The sequence below is a fragment of the Komagataeibacter sp. FNDCR2 genome (genome assembly GCF_021295395.1).
GTDB lineage: Bacteria > Pseudomonadota > Alphaproteobacteria > Acetobacterales > Acetobacteraceae > Komagataeibacter.
Genome location: NZ_JAIWOU010000001.1, coordinates 1,633,331 through 1,653,189, shown reverse-complemented (window position 1 = coordinate 1,653,189; position 19,859 = coordinate 1,633,331). Strand labels below are relative to the sequence as shown.

Genomic DNA, 19,859 nt, shown 5'->3' with positions numbered 1-19,859 from the left:
GATACCCGCGCCCTGCCGACGGGATCTGGCCTCTTTAGCGCGTATGTTTTACCTCGCCGCAAGCCGGCCGTATCAAATCACGAGGGATCCGGCACGCACTGTGCCGGACATGCATGCTTATTGCGGATCAGGGCCGGGTGCGTCAACTGCTCCGCGCATCATGAAAGGGGGGTGATTGCATCTGCCATGCTTGTGCAGTATAGAAGGCTCGGCCTGCGGGTGTAGTTCAATGGTAGAACGGCAGCTTCCCAAGCTGCATACGAGGGTTCGATTCCCTTCACCCGCTCCATTTTCCCTAAAAAAACGATGTTTTATCGTGTCCCGTCCATGGGCGGCGGGCTGGCCGTGGCCTGCGTGTCGGTATAGGTCGCGCCGTTCCAGATCCAGCGGTCCGTGCCATCCACCAGCAGGTCATGCATCTCGCCATGTGTCTGTGGCGTAATGGTGATCGGCCCGCTGACGGAATCCAGCACCAGCTTCCAGTCATGTCCATCAGGCAGATAGACCGAGGTGGAACACCCCGCCGAGCCGCACAGGCTCTCGGACTGCACCTGTACGAACAGCGCGGTGCGCCCCGGATCCGTTGAAAGCTGGGCCGAGCCGGTCAGCAGCACGGGGCGTTCGCCATGGGCGGCGGCGTCATGCAGGGGGCGGGCCACCAGCGCACGCGCCTGCCGGTCGGGCTCGGTGCCGGGATGTTGCGCCAGGATGACCGGATTCCCCTGCGCCCATGCCGTGCCCGGCCCCATTGCGGTGGCCAGCAGCGCGGGCAGGAGCAGGTGGCACGCGACCAGAAGGTGGCGAAGGAGACGCGGCATGGAGGAGGCTCCCACGGTTGGTACGATATTGCGCCCCAATGCCCCCTGCGCGCAAAGGTTCCCCCTTGGGGGGGGCTTCAGCTTTTGTCCTGCTGCCGGGCGGCGGGCTGTTCGGGCGCGGGCCAGCTTGCCTCGATCCGGTTGCTCAGTTCGTTCAGCAGGCTTTCGTTTACCTTGGCGATGTTTGCATTGCTGGCGGTGTTGCTTTCCATCACGATAACAGTGCGGTTGCGCAGGATGGAAGCCCGTGAATCCTGCGGGATGATGGCCCAGTCCGCATTCAGGGCGGCATTGCCGTCACGGCTGACATCAAGGCGGCTTATATTGATCTGGAGCCGCCATGTCGGCCCTTCGGGCTGCGGCTGGTCGGTTACGAACAGCGTGGGCCATTTTTCCGCCAGGCGTGCGGTGATCAGGTTGGTGGCGCCCACCGACAGGCGGCTGGCCCAGCGGCCCAGCCCGCTGCGTACGATTTCATGCCCGTCGCGCACCATGATGTCCTGACTGTCCAGGTAATCCGGCAGGCGGGCGCGTTCGACCTCGATTACGGGGGTGGTGTCGGTAATCTGGGTTGTGGTGCCGACAGACTGCGCCCCGGTGGCGATGGCGGGCGCGCCCAAGGTATAGAAGCGCACGGGTGCGGAGGAACACGCCGAAAGCATCACGGCCGAGAGCAGCAGTCCGCCACCTGCCCGCAGGGCCGGATGCGAACGGGAGGAGGAGACAGCGGGCTGGCGCGTTTTCATTGGTTGCGTCCCATCAGCAGAAGTTGCGGATTACTTTTGACTTCATTGGCGAATCCGCGCAGCCCGTAGCCTGCTTCCATAATATCTCGCATCGTATCGTCCAGATTCAGCCTGTCACGGGATTGCGGGTCCATCAGGGCATGCAGCCCCGCAAGGGTTTCGTTCGCCTGCGCCATGGTCTGGTGGGTATTGGCGATCAGTTCGCGCAGTTCCGCGCGGCGGGCGGCGAACTGCCTGCCATTGGTCACGATCATCCGGTCCAGCGCGTTGATGGTGATGGCGGAGCGCTCTTTCAGGTCGGCCACGGTGGCGCGCAGGGTGTCTGCCGCCGTGTCCCCATGGGCGGCGGTGGCGCGGACGCTGGACAGCACGCCGGGCAGGTCGCGGCTTATATCGGCCGCCAGCTTGCGGATACTCAGCAGCGCGGTCTGCAGGTCATTGTGGAGCTGCTTGATCGAGGTGGCGACCATCAGGGTCTCAAGCTGCTGGAGTGCCGTCTGCCCCATCGGAATTTCCGGCAGGTCAACCAGGCCGGGATGCAGGAGTGCTGGCGTGGCGGGAGACAGGTCGAGGTCGATTTCGGTCTGCCCCGTCACCAGACTGTGCAGCGCCATTTCCGCCCGCAGCCCGTCGCGCACCATATCGCGCAGCGGCGGCAGGTCGCCCCGCCCCGGTTCGTGCGCCGGGTCGAACAGGATATAGACTGGCATATAGGTGTGGTGGTTGACCGGATCGACCTGCACGGTCATGCGCTTGACCGCGCCCACCGGCAGGCCGCGAAAATTGACGGGCGAGCCGATATCCAGCCCGTTGGTCGGGCTTTCGAAGATCACGACGGCCTCGCTCCCCCGGCCCGGCAGGGGGATTCCGCCCTTCACCACCAGCACGCCCAGCGCGATGGCCGCCACACCCAGTACGACCGAGCCGATCAGTGTCTGCCTGTCGGCCATCGGCACTAACCGTTTTCGTGCGCGCTGGACGTGTCCAGCTGTTCGCGGTGCATGAAGGCGTGGACCAGCGGGTCGTCGCAATGGTCGCGCAGCCATGTGGGCGAGCCATGGGCGACGGCGGTTTTCTGGTCCGCGTCAAGGAAGATGCCGTCATCGGCGATATGGAACAGGCTGGACAGTTCGTGGCTTACGATGATGATGGTCGCCCCCAGCCCGTCGCGCAGGTTCAGGATCAGGTCATCCAGCCGTGCGGAGGTGATGGGGTCGAGACCCGCCGAAGGCTCATCGAAAAACAGGATGTCCGGGTCCAGCGACATGGCGCGCGCCAGCCCCGCGCGCTTGCGCATGCCCCCGCTGAGTTCGGAGGGATACTGGTCAATGGCGTGCAGCATGCCCACCAGCCCCAGCTTGAGTTCCACAAGCTGGCGGATGACGGGCGGCTTGAGGCTGGTGAACATCTGCATGGGCAGGGCCACGTTCTCGCCCACCGTCATGGAACTCCACAACGCGCCACTTTGGAACAGGACGCCAAACCGCCGCCCGATGCGGATGCGGCTTTCGTCGTCACCGGCCCAGTAATCGTCGTTCCCCACCATGTAGCTGCCCTGCCTGGGGCGCAGCAGGCCGATCATGCTCTTGAGCAGCGTGCTCTTGCCGCAGCCCGAGCCCCCCATCACGGCGAAGATGCTGCCGCGCTTGACCTGAAAGGACACATCATGCTGGATCACGCGCGAACCGAAGGCCAGCGTGAGATCACTGACGGAAATCAGCGTCGGGCGATCGTCGGTGGTGGGCATCTGGTTATTCATGGCGATCAGATCCCGATAACATTGGCGACAACCGCGAACACCGCGTCCAGCGCGATCACACCCACGATGCCGACCACCACGGCCTTGGTCGCCGCGATGCCCACATCCGCCGCGCTGCGCCCGGCCTTCAGCCCGATGCGGCAACTGGTCAGCCCGATGAACGTGCCGAATACGAAGCTTTTGATGAAGCCGAAGGTGAACTGGTCCAGCGGCAGGGCCTGGAGCGTTTCATGGAAATAGCCCAGCGGCGAGACGTTCAGCATGATGTAGGAGACGCAGAACCCGCCGAACATGCCGATCAGGCAGCCATACAGGTAAAGCAGCGGCATGGTGAAGGCGAGCGCCAGGACCGAAGGCAGGATCAGGTAGCTCGACACCGGGATGCCGAAGACCTGCAGCGCATCGATTTCCTCATTTCCCTGCATGGTCGAAATGCGCGCGGCATAGGCGCCGCCGGTGCGCCCGGCCATGATGATGGCGGTCATGACGGCCGACATCTCGCGCACCATCGCAATGGCGACAAGGCTGGCCACATAGATGTCGGCCGCGAATTTATGCAGTTCCACCGACCCCACGAACGCCAGGATCGCGCCCACAAGGAAGTTCACCACCCCCACGATCAGCAGCGCCGCCGGACCCGCGGCGTTGAGGTCGGTCATGAGATCGACCGTGCGCATCATCCCGCGCCCCACCACGGCCGCGAACCCGCCACGGGCGGCGGCGGTGCCCATTTCGCTCACGCAGCCGATCTCGTTCAGCGTATCGAGCGTGAACTGGCCCACCGCCGCGACGGGCGCGAAGGTGTGCGGCGCGGGGCGTGTGGGCGCGGGCGGGTTTTCGGGGAGCAGGTCGAGCAGTTTGTGCGCGGATTCGGGCAGGGTGTCGATGCGCAGGTCCAGATGGGCCTCAAGCGCGTGGCGCTTGAGTTCCCACAGGAAACTGATCAGCGATGTATCCCATTTGCCAAGCTGCCCGGTGCTGAATTCCACCGGCGCGCCGTGCGGGATGTCCTTGAGGGCGGAGTCCGGAAATTCGGGAATACGTCCTTCCTGCGCGATCCAGTTGCCTGACAGCGCGACAAGGGTCCGGTTCGCCTCGGGCTGTAGCTGCCATTGCGGCGCACCATTGACGGACGTATTCACCAGCCTCTCCAACCTCTGTGCCGCGACCCTGCCCGCCCGGTGGCGCGGGCATCCTGCACATTATGCACCCCGTCCCTGTCATCCGCCGGCATCGGGCCTGCGAATGGGTGGGCAGTTCACGGTAGTCCATTTTCCATACCAGATGACCCGTCCGGCACAAGCCCCGCCACCGGGGAGGCTCCGCGATGGCAGCGCATGGCTTTGGACGGGAGCGCCCATGGCGGCACGGGTGCCGGCTTATCGGGGGTGCAGGATCTCCAGCGCCGGATCCGCCACCCGCCCGTCCCGTACGGCGGTGGCGATGTCCGCCATGATCCGGCGGGCCACGAACTGCCGGTAATGAAGCGGATCCCAGAAATTGTCGCGGTTTTCCGTCAGGATAGGGGGGTGGTTGAAGTCCAGCGCCAATGCCTGCGGTGTCCGTGCCGCAAGCCTGCCGATACCCACCCGGCACGCCTGTAGCCGGGCGGCCGCGACACTGCCAGCCACGCCGTGCAGGGTGCTGGAGCCGGGTGGAAACCACAGGATCTTGATGGTGGAGGCAGGCATGCGTTCCACCATGGCGGCCAGCAGGTCCATGCTGGCGGGGGGCGTATCGGCCATGCCGGGGGGGGCGGGGCTGTTGTCCGGCGGCCCCCAGCGGGTGAAGATCGTCCGCACGCGGGCCGGGTCGTACTGGCTGTCGGGCGGGACGAAGCTGGTATAGCCATCCGCGCCGAAAAGCTGGGTTTTCAGCCCGGTCAGCCACAGGAACTGGTTGGCGGCTTCCTGCAGGGCGTACAGGCTGGCCATGTGCAGGTAGCCCTGCCATGCCGGGTGGCCGTACATCCATTCCGGCCATGGCCGGTTGGGCGTGGTCAGGCTGCCCGGCCGGAGGTGACACCACGCCGCGTCGATCCCGATCATGACAATGCGCGGCCGGGGGTGGTGGCGCAGGAATATGTCCAGTTCGCGCGCCTGCTCCCACGGGCTGGCGCTGTTCATGGCCATATTGAGGAAATGGGCGTCCAGCGCCGGGTCCAGCACGGCGGGCTGCATGAGCCGGCTGGTCGATGTGCCCAGAATGACCGAATCAAAGCGCGGATTGCGGGCCAGCGCGGGCATGGTGTAGCGGGCGTTCGACGTAATGGGAATACGCCCGAGCGGGGGGGAAAGGGGCAGCATGTTCCATGGGTCCACCGTGACGATGAACAGGTACAGCCCCCCCCCGACCATCATGATGGCAAGGAGGGCCGTCAGGCAGAACCGTCGCCACGGGCCGTCCTGCCCCGGTGGGGCGGGCGTCATTGATGGCGGAAGGTCACAACCAGCACATCGCGATAGGCCGGACGGGACGGGTCGAGCGGCCGCACCGGGGTTACGCCATGATAGACGCGGTTGTCATTGACAATGGCCGTATCAAACGGCTGGTCGAGCATGAAGCTGCCGACCAGGTTGCGTTGCAGGTCATGGATGGCGGTTTCGCCGCACATCACGTTTTCACGCCGGATCATGACCACCATCACCCAGTCCACGCCATCGCGGTGCAGCCCCTCGGGCGTGGGGAGGCCGGGATTGCCCTCCAGCGCCTCGATCCGGAACTGGTGGACTTCCGTGTGCCATGTATCGGGCAGGCTGCCCGGGTCGCTCAGGTCGCTTACGATCCGGTGCATGAGCCGCATGATGGCCAGCAGCGCCGGATGCGCGCCAGTTTCCGGCTCCACGGCCCGGAACCAGCGTTCGATCCCGCCATTGAGCTCGTTGTAGTCACGGCTCTGGTAATGCGGCTGGTGTTTCTTGCGCTGGATGCCATCGGCGCTGATGGCGAAGGTGGCATGGCGACGGCGGCGGTAGCGACCGCCGTCGGCCATGTAACGGTCCAGCCCCAGGCGGTTCCAGCTTGTGGCGAAGCTGTCCCACTCCCGCAGGCCGTACCGCTCCAGCAGCGGCAGCATCTCACCCGCGGGCACGAAGGCGTAGCCATCCGTGAACAGGGGGGATTCAAGGCGCGCAAGGAGCGGCGGCAGGCCATCAGTCATGTGTGGGGTCTTTTCCTTCTGGCGTGGGGGCGGGCTTGCCCTCGGCCGCGGGTGGGGCGCTGGCCGGTGCGGGCGGGGTCATGGCGGGGAATTCCTCCATCTTCATGCGCAGGGAGCCAGCGGGGCCGTTACCCAGCAGGTTGACGGATGTGGGAATCGGGAAGGCCACGCGCTCCTTTACCATGCGGGCCGAAAGGCGGCTGTAATATTCACGGTAAACCTTCCATTTGGCGCCCGGCGCCGTGCGGATGGAGCCCAGGAATTTCGAGCCGTTGCCATCCGCCTGCTCCACGCCCAGGTAGGAGAAGTCCGACTTGATCAGCGGGCCATAGACGCGGTCCTTGCGCATGATCGCCAGTTCATCTTGCAAGATGGCGGCGACACGGTGCGGGTTCTCCGACAGGTCAAGCATGAAGCTGACCACGACAAGGTTGTAGTCGCGCGACGTATTGGCGATGGACGTGACCGAGGAGAACGGAATGATGTGCAGATCCCCGTTCACCGCGCGCAGCCGCAGGGTGCGGATGGACAGGTGTTCCACCGTGCCCGAGACGCTGCCCGCCGTAACCCAGTCCCCCACCTGCATGGCGTTTTCCACCAGCATGAAGAAGCCGGTGATGAAGTCCTTGACCAGGCTTTGCGAACCGAAGGCGATGGCCGCGCCCATGATGCCCGCACCCGTCAGCAGCGGGGCCACGTTGATGCCGATCTGCGACAGGGTGGTCACCGTCACGATGATGATGATGAAGGTCAGCAGCACCGTGCGGATGATCGGCAGTACCGTGCGCAGGCGTGTCGCGCGTGACGCCTGTTCCGAACTTTCGAACCGGGTGATCTGGTTCTGCAGCATGGCGTTGACGATTTCCCACACCATGATGGCGATGGTGTAGGCGATCATGATCGTCAGCATCGCGCCGACGATCTTGGGGCCAAGCGAGCCATGCAGGAAGAACCGGATCGCGGGCAGCCCCCAGGACTGGAGCAGGAGCACCACGGTCACGAACGTCAGCAGCACGGACAGCGCGCGGCGGGCGATCGGGTAATAGTAATCCACGCGGGCCTGCAGGCCGGGATAGCGTTTTTCCGTCTCGGCGGGCACATGGAAAATCCGGTTTTGCAGGCTGAACGCCAGAACGGACAGCAGGCGTGCCGCCAGGATGACCACGATGGTCAGCGACAGCGTGCGCAGGATCCACGTATAGCCGCCACGGATCTGCGTGGCCCAGACCAGCCAGAGCGCCAGATCGAAGAACATGGCCGGAATCCACCAGAACCGGACCATCCGGCCCACGAACAGCCAGAAAGGCTTCTGCTGCAACCGGGCCGAGGGCTGGAGGGCGGCGCCCACATGGTGGCGGATGCGCCAGATGAAGATCGCGACAAGGATATGCTCGATCAGCACCACGGCGCGGATGATGGCTTCCGTGCCGCGCGCGGGCATGGCGAACACGCTGCCCAGCGTGGACAGGCAGACCACGATGGAGGGCGCGGCGACAAGGAAGTTCCACCACCGCGTGACCATGCGTGCCGTCGCGTCGGATGCGCTGCACAGGCGGATGGTGGGCGAATGCGGGACGAATATCGTCTCAAGCAGCAGGTAGATCACGCGGGCGATGACATAGGCGTTGGTCAGCGTGATCGTGACCATCGCGGCCTGGTTGGTGGAGGTCAGCACGGCCGATCCGCCATAGCCAAGCCCGAGGAACAGCGCCACGGGCAGCAGCTTGATCAGGAAATGCAGCAGCGAATACGGCACGCGCGTGATGACACGCAGGGTCTCGTGCTGCTTGCGGTCGTCCTGCTGGCGGGTCTGCTCGGTCTGCTGTTCGGCCCTGGCGTCCGCGCTGGATGCGGGAGCGGCCGGGGGCGGCTGGTCTTCCTTGCGGTCCTCGGTGGTCAGGCGCTGGTTCAGCCGGGCTTCGGTCGCGACCGCGCGCGCGGTCACGGCGGCCAGCGGCTTGCGCGTGGCGATGGACAGCGCGCGTTCGGCAACCAGCGCCAGTATGAAGATCAGGCCCGCGCGGCTGAGGGCGTCAAGCAGGATCTGGCGTGAATCCGTGTTCGACAGGATGGAATGGACCCACCGCCCCACGAAGGCCAGATCCTTGAATAGCGCGATGAAGTTCTGGCCCTGCCGCAACGCGATGTCGCGCATGTGGGTCAGCTCGTTCATCGTTTCGCTGCTGATGCTGTCCGGCTCAAGCGATACGTCGCTACTGGCCGCGGCCGGTTTGGCGGGCGTGGGGGCGGGCTGCGGCGCGGGCAGGCCGTTGGCGATGGCCTGAAGGGTGCGGGTGAACGCCTCGCGCTTTTGCGGATCGTTCATGACCGAGAGAACCTGCTGCGCCTGCTGGGCGTTCATGCCGGGCGATCCGGCCCCCTGGGCCGCCGCCCCATCCGCCGCCCGGGCCGGGAAGGCCCATGGCAGGAACACCAGCATGAAGGCTGCCAGCACGGTCAGGAAACCGCGCCGTGGGAAACGGGTCGGCGCGGGATGGGCTGTCGTCACGAAATGGGCCGGCATGCCGATTGTTCACCTCCTTGGAAACACGAAATCGGGCGGAAGAGTGCTGGACTTTCCCACCCGGACAGAACCCTGCCCGCATGCCGCGCGGGCTACGGGCCGACTGTCACGCTGCCCCGAAAGACTCGGGTTGCAGAGTAATAAAAGATTGCCAGCGGGGCCAAGGTTGCATTTATACGTGTCTTTTCCGTTATTTCAGCCCCATTGCGGCGGTGGCGGGGCCACGGCGCGGGCTTCGCGGCGGATGACGCAGGTGCCGGCCAGGATGTCATGCAGCCCCTGCTTGCGCTGCGTCCACATGACCATGAGAAAGCCGAACCCCAGGATCAGCGCGGACAGGTACTTGCCAAAATAGCGCCCCGCCGCGCGCAGCAGCGTGATGCGGTTGCCATACAGGTCGGTCACCCGCATGCGGCAGGCGATCTTGCCCGGCGTGGCCTGTAGCGTCGAGGCCTCGCACACGATGAAATAGGCGGCGGGCAGCAGCAGCGACACCAGTTCGAACACCCCGTTGCCATTCCAGTGCAGGTGGGGGGTGGTGGACAGGATGGTGTAGTCCGCGGGCTGGATGTAGGAGATGCGGTAATCCCCGCCGCTGCCCCTGATCGGCTGCTGGTCGAATATGGACACCGACAGGCTGGGCGGCACCAGAAGCAGCCCCAGCAGGGCCAGGAGCGCCCAGATCACGATGGAATCGATCAGATAGGCGACAACCCGGATCCAGAAGCCGCCATAGGTCCAGACATCCTGTGGGCTCGAGGCGGGGCGGAAAAACTGGTTCGTCATGCAGGGCGTTCCTGTCTGGCTGCCGTTGGATTACCCGAACAGCTTTGCCACTGCTGCGGGCGGAACGGAACAGGAAAAACGGGCGCGTCCCGTTCAGGCGCGCCCCGCGCCTAGCTGCGGTAGGAACCGTTTATGTCGATATAGCCGTGTGTCAGGTCGCAGCCCCATGCCTGCGCCGTGCCGTTGGCCAGACCAAGATCGATCGTGATCTCGATTTCCTGGCCCTTCATGTGGGCGACGACGGGGGTTTCATCATAACCGGGTACGACCGTGCCGTGGCGCGCGATCCATGTGCCGCCAATGCCGACGGACAGCGTATCGCGATTGGCGGGTTCGCCGCATTTGCCCACCGCCATCACCACGCGGCCCCAGTTGGCGTCCTCACCGGCGACGGCGGTCTTGACCAGCGGGGAATTGGCCACGGCCATCGCGACCCGGTGGGCCGATTCATCGGATGTCGCGCCGGTGACGGTGATATGCATCATCTTCGTCACGCCTTCCCCGTCGCGGATCACCAGCAGCGCCAGTTCCAGCAGCAGGGAATCGAGTGCGGTGCGGAAATCGGCCAGCGCCGGGTCATCCGCCGTGGCGACGGGCGCATTGCCCGCCTGGCCCGTGGCGAACAGAAGCACCATGTCGGAGGTGGAGGTATCCGAATCCACCGTGATGCAGTTGAAGCTGCGGTTCACGCCCTCCGTCAGCAGGGACTGGATCACGCCCGCGGGCAGGGCCGCGTCGGTGGCGATGAAGGACAGCATGGTGGCCATGTCCGGCGCCACCATGCCGCTGCCTTTGGCGATGCCCTGGATACGCACGGCGGTCCCGCCGATCCGCGCCGTGCGGGTCGCGGCCTTGGGGAAGGTATCGGTGGTCATGATGCCGCGCGCGGCATCCGCCCATCCGTTATCGGACAGGGTGGCGTAAAGGCCGGGCAGGGCTGCTGAAATCTTCTGGTAGGGCAGGATTTCCCCGATGACCCCGGTGGAGGCGAGGAACACCTCGCTCGCCGCGCAGTTGACCAGACGGGCGGCGTCGGCTGCATTGGCCTGTGTCGCCTCGAAGCCCGCGCGCCCGGTAAAGACATTGGCGTTGCCCGCGTTGACCACCAGCGCGCGGGCACGGCCATCGGCCATGGCGGCGCGGCACCAGTCAACCGGGGCGCCGGGGCATTTGCTGCGGGTATAGACACCGGCCACGGTCGTGCCCGGCGCGAATTCCGCCATGACCAGATCGGTCCGCCCCGTATAGCGGATGCCCGCCTCGGCCGCGCCGAAGCGCACGCCGGCCAGCGGCGGCAGTTCAGGCAGTGGCCGGGCGAGGGGGGACACGGGCAGGGCGTTGGCCATGGTCGGTCAGGATCCTGAAATAACGGGGTAATACGTGAAATCGGGGGGAAGCTCGGGGCGGAAACCCGATGGTGTTTCCGCCCATGGGCGACAGTGCGCTCAGTGTTCGGGCTGGGTCTCGGGCAGGGGCTTGCCGTCGGGGCCGAAGCGGACGACCTTGACCTGCGCCAGCGCGTTGCTCACCGCTTTCTGCACGCCTTCCTGGATCAGCTTCTGGCGGATCTGGTCGCGCATGGCGTCAAGCGTCGGCGTTGGCGCGGTGCGCTTGCCCAGCACCTGGATCACATGCCAGCCGTACTGGGTGTGCACGGGCGTCTGGCTGTAGCTGTTGGGCTGCATGGTCGATGCCGCATCCCAGAAGGTGGGCAGCATGTCGCCCTTCTTGAACCAGCCCAGGTCGCCCCCGTTCTGCTTGGCCGAACCGGGATCCTTGGACAGCTTGGCGGCCAGCTGGCCGAAATCGGCGCCCGCCTTGAGCTGCTTGATGATGTCGGTGGCCTGTTCCTCGGTCTGGACCAGGATGTGGCGGGCGTGAATTTCTTCCGCGCCGGGCTTGTTGGCGTAATTCTTGTCGTAATACGCCTTGATGGCGTCATCCGTCAGCGACGGCGTGACCTGCGCGGACAGATAGGCGTTCTGCAGCGCGTTCTGCGCCGCCGTCTGCATCTGCTGCTGCACGTCGGGCTGCTTGTCCAGGCCGGACTTGGTGGCGGCGGCCTGGATGGCGCGCTGGTCCACAAGCTGGTTGAGCAGGATCGGCACGATGATGTTGTCGGGCAGCTTGCGTAGCTGCTCGGGCATCGAGGCCATGGCCTGACGCACATCGGCAAGGCGGATCGGCTGCCCGTTCACGCTGGCCAGGACCGGATTCTGGTCCGCCGTGGCGGCGGGCGCCGGCGCGGCCGGGGCCGGGGCGGGAGACGCCGCGAATGCAGGAGGAATGATGAAGGAGGAAGCAAGCAGGGCCATCGTTGCGACAGCCTTTGCCGGACCGGTCGTCCGCATGTGCAAAAAACCCTAGTTATGAACGCGTTCGGCGGGCATCATGGCGAAGGGTTGCCCAGCCTGCAAGGGCCGGATGCCCGATGGCTGTTTTTCCCCCGTTGCGCCCGCGGCGTTGCGGTCCGTCGGTTGACCCGTGGCGGTGTGGGTCCTATTTCATGTTTCCGCGCGAGAATTTTATCCGCCACGCCTGTCTTCGGTCCCGCCGGTCTCTGGCGGCCAGGCGGGACTGTCATTCCTGGAAGGTCTTCATGTTCGCCAGTATTGCCCGCGCTCTGTTCGGAACCGCCAATGACCGGGCGCTGAAATCGTATCAGCGGCGCGTACCCGCGATCAATGCGCTGGAGCCGCAGGTTCAGGCGCTGGATGATGCGGGGCTGGCCGCGAAAACGGCGGAATTCCGTGAACGCATCGCGAAAGGCGAGACGCTTGACGCGCTCCTGCCCGAAGCGTTCGCGGTGTGCCGCGAGGCCTCGCGCCGCGTGCTGGGCATGCGCCATTTCGATGTGCAGCTTATCGGCGGCATGGTGCTGCATGACGGCAAGATCGCGGAAATGCGCACGGGTGAGGGCAAGACCCTGGTGGCGACGCTGGCCGTCTATCTCAGCGCGCTGGCGGGGCAGGGCGTGCATGTCGTTACGGTCAACGACTATCTCGCCAGCCGCGACGCCGAGCAGATGGGCAGGCTGTACTCCTTCCTGGGCCTGACCATCGGCGTGGTCGTGCCCAACATCCCCGAAGACGAGCGCCGCGCCGCCTATCGTGCCGACATCACCTACGGCACCAATAACGAATTCGGCTTCGACTACCTGCGCGACAACATGAAATACCGCGTGGAAGACATGGTCCAGCGCCCCTTCCACCATGCCATCGTCGATGAGGTCGACTCGATCCTGATTGACGAGGCGCGCACCCCGCTCATCATTTCCGGCCCGGCCGAGGACAGCTCCGACCTCTACCGCTCGGTGGACGAGGTGATGGTCGCCCTGGTGGCCGATCCCGAAACCTATGAAAAGGACGAGAAGTTCCGCTCCGTCATCCTGACGGAAAAAGGCGCCGAACAGGCCGAGGAACTGCTGCGCGGCGCGGGCGTGCTGGATGAGGGCGGGCTGTACGACAGCCATAACGTGGCGGTGATCCACCATGTCCAGCAGTCGCTGCGCGCGCATACGCTGTTCACGCGCGATGTCGATTACATCGTGCGCGGCGGCAAGGTCGTCATCATCGACGAGTTCACGGGCCGCATGATGGAGGGCCGCCGCTATTCGGACGGGCTGCACCAGGCGCTGGAAGCCAAGGAACACGTGGAGGTCCAGCAGGAAAACCAGACCCTGGCCTCGATCACATTCCAGAACTACTTCCGCATGTATCCACGCCTGTCGGGCATGACCGGCACCGCCATGACCGAGGCGGATGAATTCGCGGATATCTACAAGCTCGACGTGATCGAGATTCCCACCAACCTGCCCGTCGCCCGCAAGGACGATGATGACGAGGTCTATCTCACCGCGCGCGAGAAATACGAGGCGGTGAGCAGCCTGATCAAGGAAATCAGCGCCACCTCCGGCCAGCCGGTGCTGGTGGGCACGACCTCGATCGAGAAAAGTGAATATCTTTCCTCGCTCCTGCGCCAGAACGGCATCAAGCATAACGTTCTCAACGCCCGCTTCCATGAACTCGAGGCCGAGATCGTGGCGCAGGCGGGCGCGCCGGGCGCCATCACCATCGCCACCAACATGGCCGGGCGCGGCACCGACATCAAGCTGGGCGGCAATGTGGACATGCTGATCAGCCAGCAGCTTGGCGGCATCGAGGACCCGGAGGAACGCGCCCGGCGCGAGGTCGAACTGCGCGAGAAGGTCGCCCGCGACCACGAGACCGTGCGCGCGGCGGGCGGGCTGTACGTGATCGGCACCGAACGCCATGAAAGCCGCCGGATCGACAACCAGCTCCGTGGCCGCGCGGGGCGTCAGGGCGATCCCGGCAATTCGCGCTTCTTCATCTCGCTTGAAGATGACCTCATGCGTATTTTCGGCACGGACCGCATGGGCAACATGCTCCAGAAGCTGGGCCTGAAGGAAGGGGAGGCCATCGTCCACCCCTGGATCAACAAGGCCCTTGAGCGCGCGCAGAAAAAGGTCGAGGCCCGCAACTTCGACATGCGCAAGAACACGCTCAAATACGATGATGTGATGAATGACCAGCGCAAGGAAGTCTATGCCCAGCGCCGGGAATACATGGGTGCGGAGGATCTGTCCGCCATCATAGGCGAAATGCGCGAGGACGTGGTGCATGACATGGTCGGCCGCCGCATCCCGGAAAAATCCTTCCCCGAACAGTGGCTGAAGGACGAACTGGCACAGGACGTGCAGACCACGCTGAACCTGACCCTGCCCATCGCGCAGTGGGCGGAGGAGGATGGCGTGGACGGGGGCGTCGTGACCGAGCGGATCGAGCAGGCGGCGGCGCAGTCCCAGGCCAGCCGGGCGGCGAATTTCGGCCCCTCCATCATGCGCTATGTTGAAAAGCAGGTGCTGCTGACAACATTCGATGCGGTGTGGAAGGAACATCTCCTCGCCCTTGACCAGTTGCGCCAGGGCATCGGCCTGCGCGCCTATGGGCAGAAGGATCCGCTCAACGAGTTCAAGCACGAGGCGTTCGAACTGTTCCATTCCATGCTGGACCACCTGCGCGTGCGGGTCACCTCCACCATGGCGCGGGTGGAAATGGCGCCGCCGCCGCTCGACAACCCCTTCGCCGGGGTGGCGGAAGTGCATTCCGACCCCGAGGTGCCGGGGCTGGAGAACGAGCCGGGGCCCGGTCTCATCCCCGATGCGGCGGGACGGCAGGCGGCACCCGCCATGGCGGTGCCGATCGGGGGGGCCGCGATCATGCCCGATGACCCGTCAAGCTGGGGCGAGGTCTCGCGCAACGCGGCGTGCCCCTGCGGGTCGGGCCGGAAATACAAGCACTGCCACGGGCGGCTGGTCTGACCGCCCGCCCGGCGCACGGACAAGAACGATAGACGAGAACAGGATCAGGGACGAACGATGGCGGGTCATTCCCAATTCAAGAACATCATGCACCGCAAGGGCGCGCAGGACGCCAAGCGGGCAAAGCAGTTTGCCAAGGTCATTCGTGAAATCACCGTGGCGGCGCGTGAAGGCATGCCCGACCCGGCCATGAACCCGCGCCTGCGCGCCGCCATTTCGGCCGCGCGTGAGGTGAACATGCCCAAGGACACGGTCGAACGAGCCATCAAGAAGGCCAGCGGCGCGGGCGGCGGCGACGACTATACCGAAGTGCGCTACGAGGGGTACGGCCCCGCCGGTGTCGCCGTGATCGTGGAGGGGCTGACGGATAACCGCAACCGCACCGCTTCCGATGTGCGCGCCGCGTTTTCCAAGCATGGCGGCTCCCTGGGGGAGACGAATTCGGTCTCCTTCATGTTCACCCGGCTGGGCGTCATCACCTATCCGCAGGACGCCGCGAGCGAGGACGACCTGATCGAGGCCGGGCTCGAGGCCGGGGCCGAGAATGTCGAAAGCGTGGACGGCATGAATGAGGTGACCTGCCAGGTCGAGGCTTTCTTCGCCGTGCGTGACGCGCTTGAGAGCCGCTTTGGCGAACCGGCTTCGGCCAAGCTGGACTGGCGGCCGGGCAACACCGTGGAACTGGACGAGGAAAAGGCGCGCAGCGTGTTCAAGCTGATCGACACGCTGGAAGACCACGACGACGTGCAGGCCGTGTACGCCAATTTTGACCTGCCGGACGACGTGGCCGAAAAGCTCTCGGCCTGATCGCGCGCGTGGTCCGCATCCTTGGCATCGACCCCGGCCTGCGTTTTACCGGCTGGGGTGTGGTGAGCGCGCAGGGCAACCGGCTGACGCATGTGGCCGATGGCGTGATCGCCACCGACTCGGCCCTGTCGGTGCCGGAGCGGCTGCGCCACCTGCATGACGGGTTGCTGGAACTGGCGCGCGGCTTCGCCCCCGATGAGGCGGCGGTGGAGGAAACCTACGTCAACCGCAACGGGGCCGCGACGCTCAAGCTGGGATACGCGCGCGGCGTGGGGCTGCTGGTGCCGATGCTGCTGGATATTCCCGTATCCGAATACGGGGCCAAGACAGTCAAGCGCGCGGTTGTGGGCACCGGGGCCGCAACGAAGGAACAGGTCAGCATGATGGTCCGCCGTATCCTGCCCACCGCCCTGCTGAAGCGCGCGGATGCCGCGGATGCGCTGGCCGTGGCCATCTGCCACGCCCATCACCGCGCCAGCGCCGCCCATATCGCGCGCGCGACGAGGATGGCATGATCGCGCAGCTTCGGGGCCTGCTGGCGCAGGTGGAGGCTGATCGCTGCGTGATCGATGTCAGCGGGGTCGGCTATCTGGTGCAGGCGTCCAGCCGCACGCTGGCCACGCTTCCCCAACCGCCGGAACTGGCCTGCGTGCTGGTGGAAACCGTGGTGCGGGAAGACGCGATCCTGCTTTACGGCTTTGCCGAGGCCTCGGAACGCGCGTGGTTCCGCCTGCTGACAACGGTGCAGGGCGTGGGGGCCAAGGTGGCGCTGGCCATCCTGTCCACCCTGCCGCCGTCCGACCTGATCAGTGCAATCGCGGCGGGCGACAAGGCCATGCTGACCCGCGCGGGGGGCGTGGGCGCGCGGCTGGCGCAGCGTATCGTGACCGAACTGCGCGATAAATGCGAGGGCATGCCCACTGGCCTGCCCGTGGGGGCCACGGCGGCGGCGGCGGGTTTGGCTGCCGGGTCTGGCGCGCGCGGGATCGCGGCGGATGCGCTGCTGGCGCTGTCCGGCCTTGGCTTCAGGCGTGCCGAGGCGCAACCCGTGGTGGAGCGGGTCATCGAACGTCTTGAAGACAGGGTGGATCTGGATATCGTGATCCGTGACGCGCTGAAGGAACTGGCCCGATGACCCTCCCCCCCGAGCGCGAGATAGACGCCCGCCGGGGCGAGGAGGACGGGAACGAAAGTTCGCTGCGCCCCCAGACGCTGGAGGATTTCACCGGGCAGAAGGCCAGCCGTGAGAACCTGGCCATCTTCATCGCCGCCGCCCGCCAGCGCGGCGATGCGCTGGACCATGTGCTGCTGCATGGGCCACCGGGGCTGGGCAAGACCACGCTGGCGCAGATCGTGGCCCGGGAACTGGGCGTGGGCTTTCGCGCCACTTCCGGCCCGGTGATCCAGCGCGCGGGCGACCTGGCCGCCATCCTGACCAACCTCCAGCCGCGCGATGTCCTGTTCATCGACGAAATCCATCGCCTGCATCCCGCCATCGAGGAGGTGCTGTACCCGGCGATGGAGGATTTCCAGCTCGATCTGATCATCGGGGAGGGACCGGCCGCGCGCTCGGTGCGTATCGACCTTTCCCCCTTTACCCTCGTGGCCGCGACCACGCGCGCGGGCCTGCTGGCGACCCCGCTGCGCGACCGCTTCGGCATTCCGCTGCGGCTGGTGTTCTATACGCCCGAGGAACTGTGCCAGATCGTGACGCGTGGCGCGCGCAAGCTGGAATTCGACCTGACGCCCGAAGGGGCGGAGGAAATCGCCCGCCGTTCACGCGGCACGCCGCGCATCGCGGGCCGACTGCTGCGCCGAGTGCGTGATTTCGCCGCCGTGGCGCGGGCGGGGCGCGGGCCGGTGGACCGGGCGCTGGCCGATGCCGCCCTGTCGCGGCTGGAGGTCGATTCGATGGGGCTGGACGGCATGGACCGCCGCTATCTGCGCCGCATTGCCGACTACCATCACGGTGGCCCGGTGGGGGTGGAAACCCTTGCCGCCGCCCTGGCCGAAGCCCGTGACACGCTGGAAGACGTGATCGAACCCTACCTGATTCAGGAGGGACTTGTGCTGCGGACCAGCCGTGGCCGCATGCTGGGGGAACGGGGCTGGCGGCACCTTGGCCTGCAACCGCCCGCCCGCATGCCCGGTCAGGGCGACCTGCTGGGGGATGGGCCGGATGGAACATAAAATAGATTTCCGCATTTATTACGAGGATACGGATGCGGGGGGCGTGGTCTATCACGCCCGCTACCTTGCCCTGGCCGAACGCGCCCGCACCGAGGCCATCCGCGCGCAGGGGCAGGCGGCATCCGACCTGCTGGCCGATTACGGGCTGGCCTTCGTGGTGCGCCACGCCGCCATGGACTACCGCGCGCCCCTGCGGCTTGACGATATCGTGTGCATCACGACTCGCCTGACGGAACTGGGCGCGGCGAGCTGCCGGCTCGTGCAGGACTTCCGGCGCGTCGGCGCGGATGGGGGCGCGGGCTGCGGCACGCTGGATGTCCGTCTGGCCTGCGTGCGCGCCGATGACGGGCGTGCTGCCCGATTTCCGCCGTTATGGCGTGATCTCTTGCGCGCGCTGGTCGCCTGAACGGCATGAAGGCATGCGGCCTTCGTGTTCTTTTCGTGCCATGGGTTGACCATGACGCAGGGCTGTGCGGAAAGCGGGTTGGCCGTGGCTTGCCAATTGGGCAATCTTCGTGTTTGAGCGAACGGCCAAGGTGTGCAGGAGGCGTATTTGGACCAAGCGGTTAACGCGGCGAATCTCGGGGCCGCAGCGGGCGATCTGTCGATGTGGGCGCTGTTCATGCATGCGTCGATCGTCGTCAAGCTGGTGATGGTGGGGTTGGTGACGTGCAGTGTGGTTGTCTGGGCAATCATATTCGATAAATTCACGACCATCCGCCGGGTCAACCGGTTGGGCAATGATTTCGAGGAACGGTTCTGGGCCGGTGGCAGCCTGGACGACCTGTACGATTCCGATGGCGCGAAACCGGTCCACCCCATGGCGGCGGTCTTTGGCGCGGCCATGGGGGAATGGCGGCGTTCGTCACGCATTTCGGGGATCGACCTCGTGCATGGCGGCGTGCAGGACCGTGTCAACCGCGCCATGGCCATTACCATCACGCGTGAGATGGATCGCCTGAACCGGTGGATCATTTTCCTTGCCACCATCGGGCCGGTTGCGCCGTTTATCGGCCTGTTCGGCACGGTGTGGGGGATCATGCACGCATTCGGCTCCATCGCGGCGATGCACAACACCAACCTTTCCGTCGTCGCGCCCGGCATTTCGGAGGCGCTGTTCGCCACCGCCATCGGCCTTGTCACCGCCATCCCGGCGGTCATCGCCTATAACGTGATCAGCAACAGCATGAGCGTGTTCGAGGACCGGCTGGATGCGTTCGGCACGGAATTCGCCGCCATCCTGTCGCGCCAGTCCGAAGAAAGGGGTGCGTGAGCATGGGGGCGAGCCTGGGCGACCTGCGTGGGCGGCGGCGCAAGCGGCGGCCCATGGCGGACATCAACGTCACCCCGCTGGTGGACGTGATGCTGGTGCTGCTCATCATCTTCATGGTGACGGCGCCGATGATGACAAGCGGCGTGAACGTGGATCTGCCCAAGACCGACGCCGCCCCCGTCAACACGGACACCAAGCCCATTACGGTCTCGATCCGCTCCAATGGGGATCTGTACCTGGGCGATGAGCCGGTATCGCAGGATGAGCTGGTCGATCAGCTCAAGGCCGTGGCGCAGAATGACCGTGAACACCGCATTTTCGTGCGGGGTGATTCCCATATCGATTATGGCCGGGTGATGCAGGTCATGGGCCAGATCACGGCGGGCGGGTTCACGCATGTCGCCCTTCTCGCGCAGCAGCCGCCCGGCGGCGCAAACTGAACCCAACCTGATCGG

General features: G+C 65.6%; 19 protein-coding genes, 1 tRNA gene and 1 riboswitch. Of the genes, 9 read left to right on the top strand and 11 right to left on the bottom strand.

All coding sequences use genetic code 11. The annotated features are described in order from the left end of the window. Positions 1–13: 13 nt before the first annotated feature. Positions 14–94: riboswitch (SAM riboswitch) on the bottom strand. 121 nt (positions 95–215) lie between these two features. Then, positions 216–289 (top strand) — tRNA-Gly (locus LDL28_RS07800). A gap of 22 nt (positions 290–311) precedes the next feature. Here the strand turns inward: LDL28_RS07800 and LDL28_RS07795 are convergent. The 11 genes from LDL28_RS07795 to LDL28_RS07745 form a co-directional block, all read right to left on the bottom strand. Next, complete coding sequence (locus tag LDL28_RS07795; protein WP_370636277.1) at positions 312–818, bottom strand: hypothetical protein; 507 nt, start codon at positions 816–818, stop codon at positions 312–314. Between the two features lie 77 nt (positions 819–895). Beyond that, positions 896–1,564: a membrane integrity-associated transporter subunit PqiC gene (locus LDL28_RS07790; RefSeq protein WP_233058039.1), complete on the bottom strand. Its 669-nt coding sequence runs from the start codon at positions 1,562–1,564 to the stop codon at positions 896–898. Further along, on the bottom strand, positions 1,561–2,514 hold the full coding sequence (locus LDL28_RS07785; RefSeq protein WP_233058038.1) for an MlaD family protein: 954 nt from the start codon (positions 2,512–2,514) through the stop codon (positions 1,561–1,563). Before LDL28_RS07785 ends, LDL28_RS07790 begins: the two co-directional genes overlap by 4 nt. 5 nt (positions 2,515–2,519) lie before the next feature. Beyond that, positions 2,520–3,323 (bottom strand): ABC transporter ATP-binding protein, encoded by an 804-nt coding sequence (locus tag LDL28_RS07780; protein WP_233058037.1) that lies wholly within the window; start codon positions 3,321–3,323, stop codon positions 2,520–2,522. A gap of 5 nt (positions 3,324–3,328) precedes the next feature. Further along, entirely contained in the window at positions 3,329–4,465 is a 1,137-nt protein-coding gene (locus LDL28_RS07775) for an ABC transporter permease (protein ID WP_233058036.1), read from the bottom strand. Positions 4,466–4,702: 237 nt separating this feature from the next. Next, positions 4,703–5,752: a hypothetical protein gene (locus LDL28_RS07770; RefSeq protein WP_233058035.1), complete on the bottom strand. Its 1,050-nt coding sequence runs from the start codon at positions 5,750–5,752 to the stop codon at positions 4,703–4,705. After that, on the bottom strand, positions 5,749–6,483 hold the full coding sequence (locus LDL28_RS07765; RefSeq protein WP_233058034.1) for a 2OG-Fe dioxygenase family protein: 735 nt from the start codon (positions 6,481–6,483) through the stop codon (positions 5,749–5,751). The genes LDL28_RS07770 and LDL28_RS07765 overlap by 4 nt, the downstream gene beginning before the upstream one ends. After that, a complete protein-coding gene (locus LDL28_RS07760; protein ID WP_233058033.1) occupies positions 6,476–9,007 on the bottom strand; it encodes a mechanosensitive ion channel domain-containing protein in 2,532 nt (843 codons plus the stop codon). The genes LDL28_RS07765 and LDL28_RS07760 overlap by 8 nt, the downstream gene beginning before the upstream one ends. 195 nt (positions 9,008–9,202) lie before the next feature. Continuing rightward, positions 9,203–9,793 (bottom strand): RDD family protein, encoded by a 591-nt coding sequence (locus tag LDL28_RS07755; RefSeq protein ID WP_025813700.1) that lies wholly within the window; start codon positions 9,791–9,793, stop codon positions 9,203–9,205. Positions 9,794–9,903: 110 nt separating this feature from the next. Next, a complete protein-coding gene (gene argJ / locus LDL28_RS07750) occupies positions 9,904–11,139 on the bottom strand; it encodes a bifunctional glutamate N-acetyltransferase/amino-acid acetyltransferase ArgJ (RefSeq protein ID WP_233058032.1) in 1,236 nt (411 codons plus the stop codon). Positions 11,140–11,238: 99 nt separating this feature from the next. Then, positions 11,239–12,108 carry a peptidylprolyl isomerase gene (locus LDL28_RS07745; RefSeq protein ID WP_233058031.1) on the bottom strand — a complete coding sequence of 290 codons (870 nt, stop codon included), beginning with the start codon at positions 12,106–12,108 and terminating at the stop codon, positions 11,239–11,241. A 284-nt stretch (positions 12,109–12,392) separates the two neighbouring features. Between LDL28_RS07745 and secA the strand changes: the two genes are divergently transcribed. From secA to tolR, 8 genes are all read left to right on the top strand, one after another. Then, a complete protein-coding gene (gene secA, locus LDL28_RS07740; protein WP_233058030.1) occupies positions 12,393–15,134 on the top strand; it encodes a preprotein translocase subunit SecA in 2,742 nt (913 codons plus the stop codon). Between the two features lie 57 nt (positions 15,135–15,191). Then, on the top strand, positions 15,192–15,941 hold the full coding sequence (locus LDL28_RS07735; RefSeq protein ID WP_233058029.1) for a YebC/PmpR family DNA-binding transcriptional regulator: 750 nt from the start codon (positions 15,192–15,194) through the stop codon (positions 15,939–15,941). An 8-nt stretch (positions 15,942–15,949) separates the two neighbouring features. After that, positions 15,950–16,456 (top strand): crossover junction endodeoxyribonuclease RuvC, encoded by a 507-nt coding sequence (gene ruvC / locus LDL28_RS07730; RefSeq protein ID WP_233058028.1) that lies wholly within the window; start codon positions 15,950–15,952, stop codon positions 16,454–16,456. After that, complete coding sequence (gene ruvA / locus LDL28_RS07725) at positions 16,453–17,076, top strand: Holliday junction branch migration protein RuvA (protein WP_233058027.1); 624 nt, start codon at positions 16,453–16,455, stop codon at positions 17,074–17,076. Before ruvC ends, ruvA begins: the two co-directional genes overlap by 4 nt. Then, positions 17,073–18,131 (top strand): Holliday junction branch migration DNA helicase RuvB, encoded by a 1,059-nt coding sequence (gene ruvB / locus LDL28_RS07720; protein WP_233058026.1) that lies wholly within the window; start codon positions 17,073–17,075, stop codon positions 18,129–18,131. The genes ruvA and ruvB overlap by 4 nt, the downstream gene beginning before the upstream one ends. Next, positions 18,121–18,537 carry a YbgC/FadM family acyl-CoA thioesterase gene (locus LDL28_RS07715; protein WP_255663111.1) on the top strand — a complete coding sequence of 139 codons (417 nt, stop codon included), beginning with the start codon at positions 18,121–18,123 and terminating at the stop codon, positions 18,535–18,537. Before ruvB ends, LDL28_RS07715 begins: the two co-directional genes overlap by 11 nt. A 201-nt stretch (positions 18,538–18,738) precedes the next feature. Continuing rightward, a complete protein-coding gene (tolQ, locus tag LDL28_RS07710; RefSeq protein ID WP_233059232.1) occupies positions 18,739–19,404 on the top strand; it encodes a protein TolQ in 666 nt (221 codons plus the stop codon). Between the two features lie 2 nt (positions 19,405–19,406). Beyond that, entirely contained in the window at positions 19,407–19,844 is a 438-nt protein-coding gene (gene tolR / locus LDL28_RS07705) for a protein TolR (protein WP_233059231.1), read from the top strand. Positions 19,845–19,859: the final 15 nt, after the last annotated feature.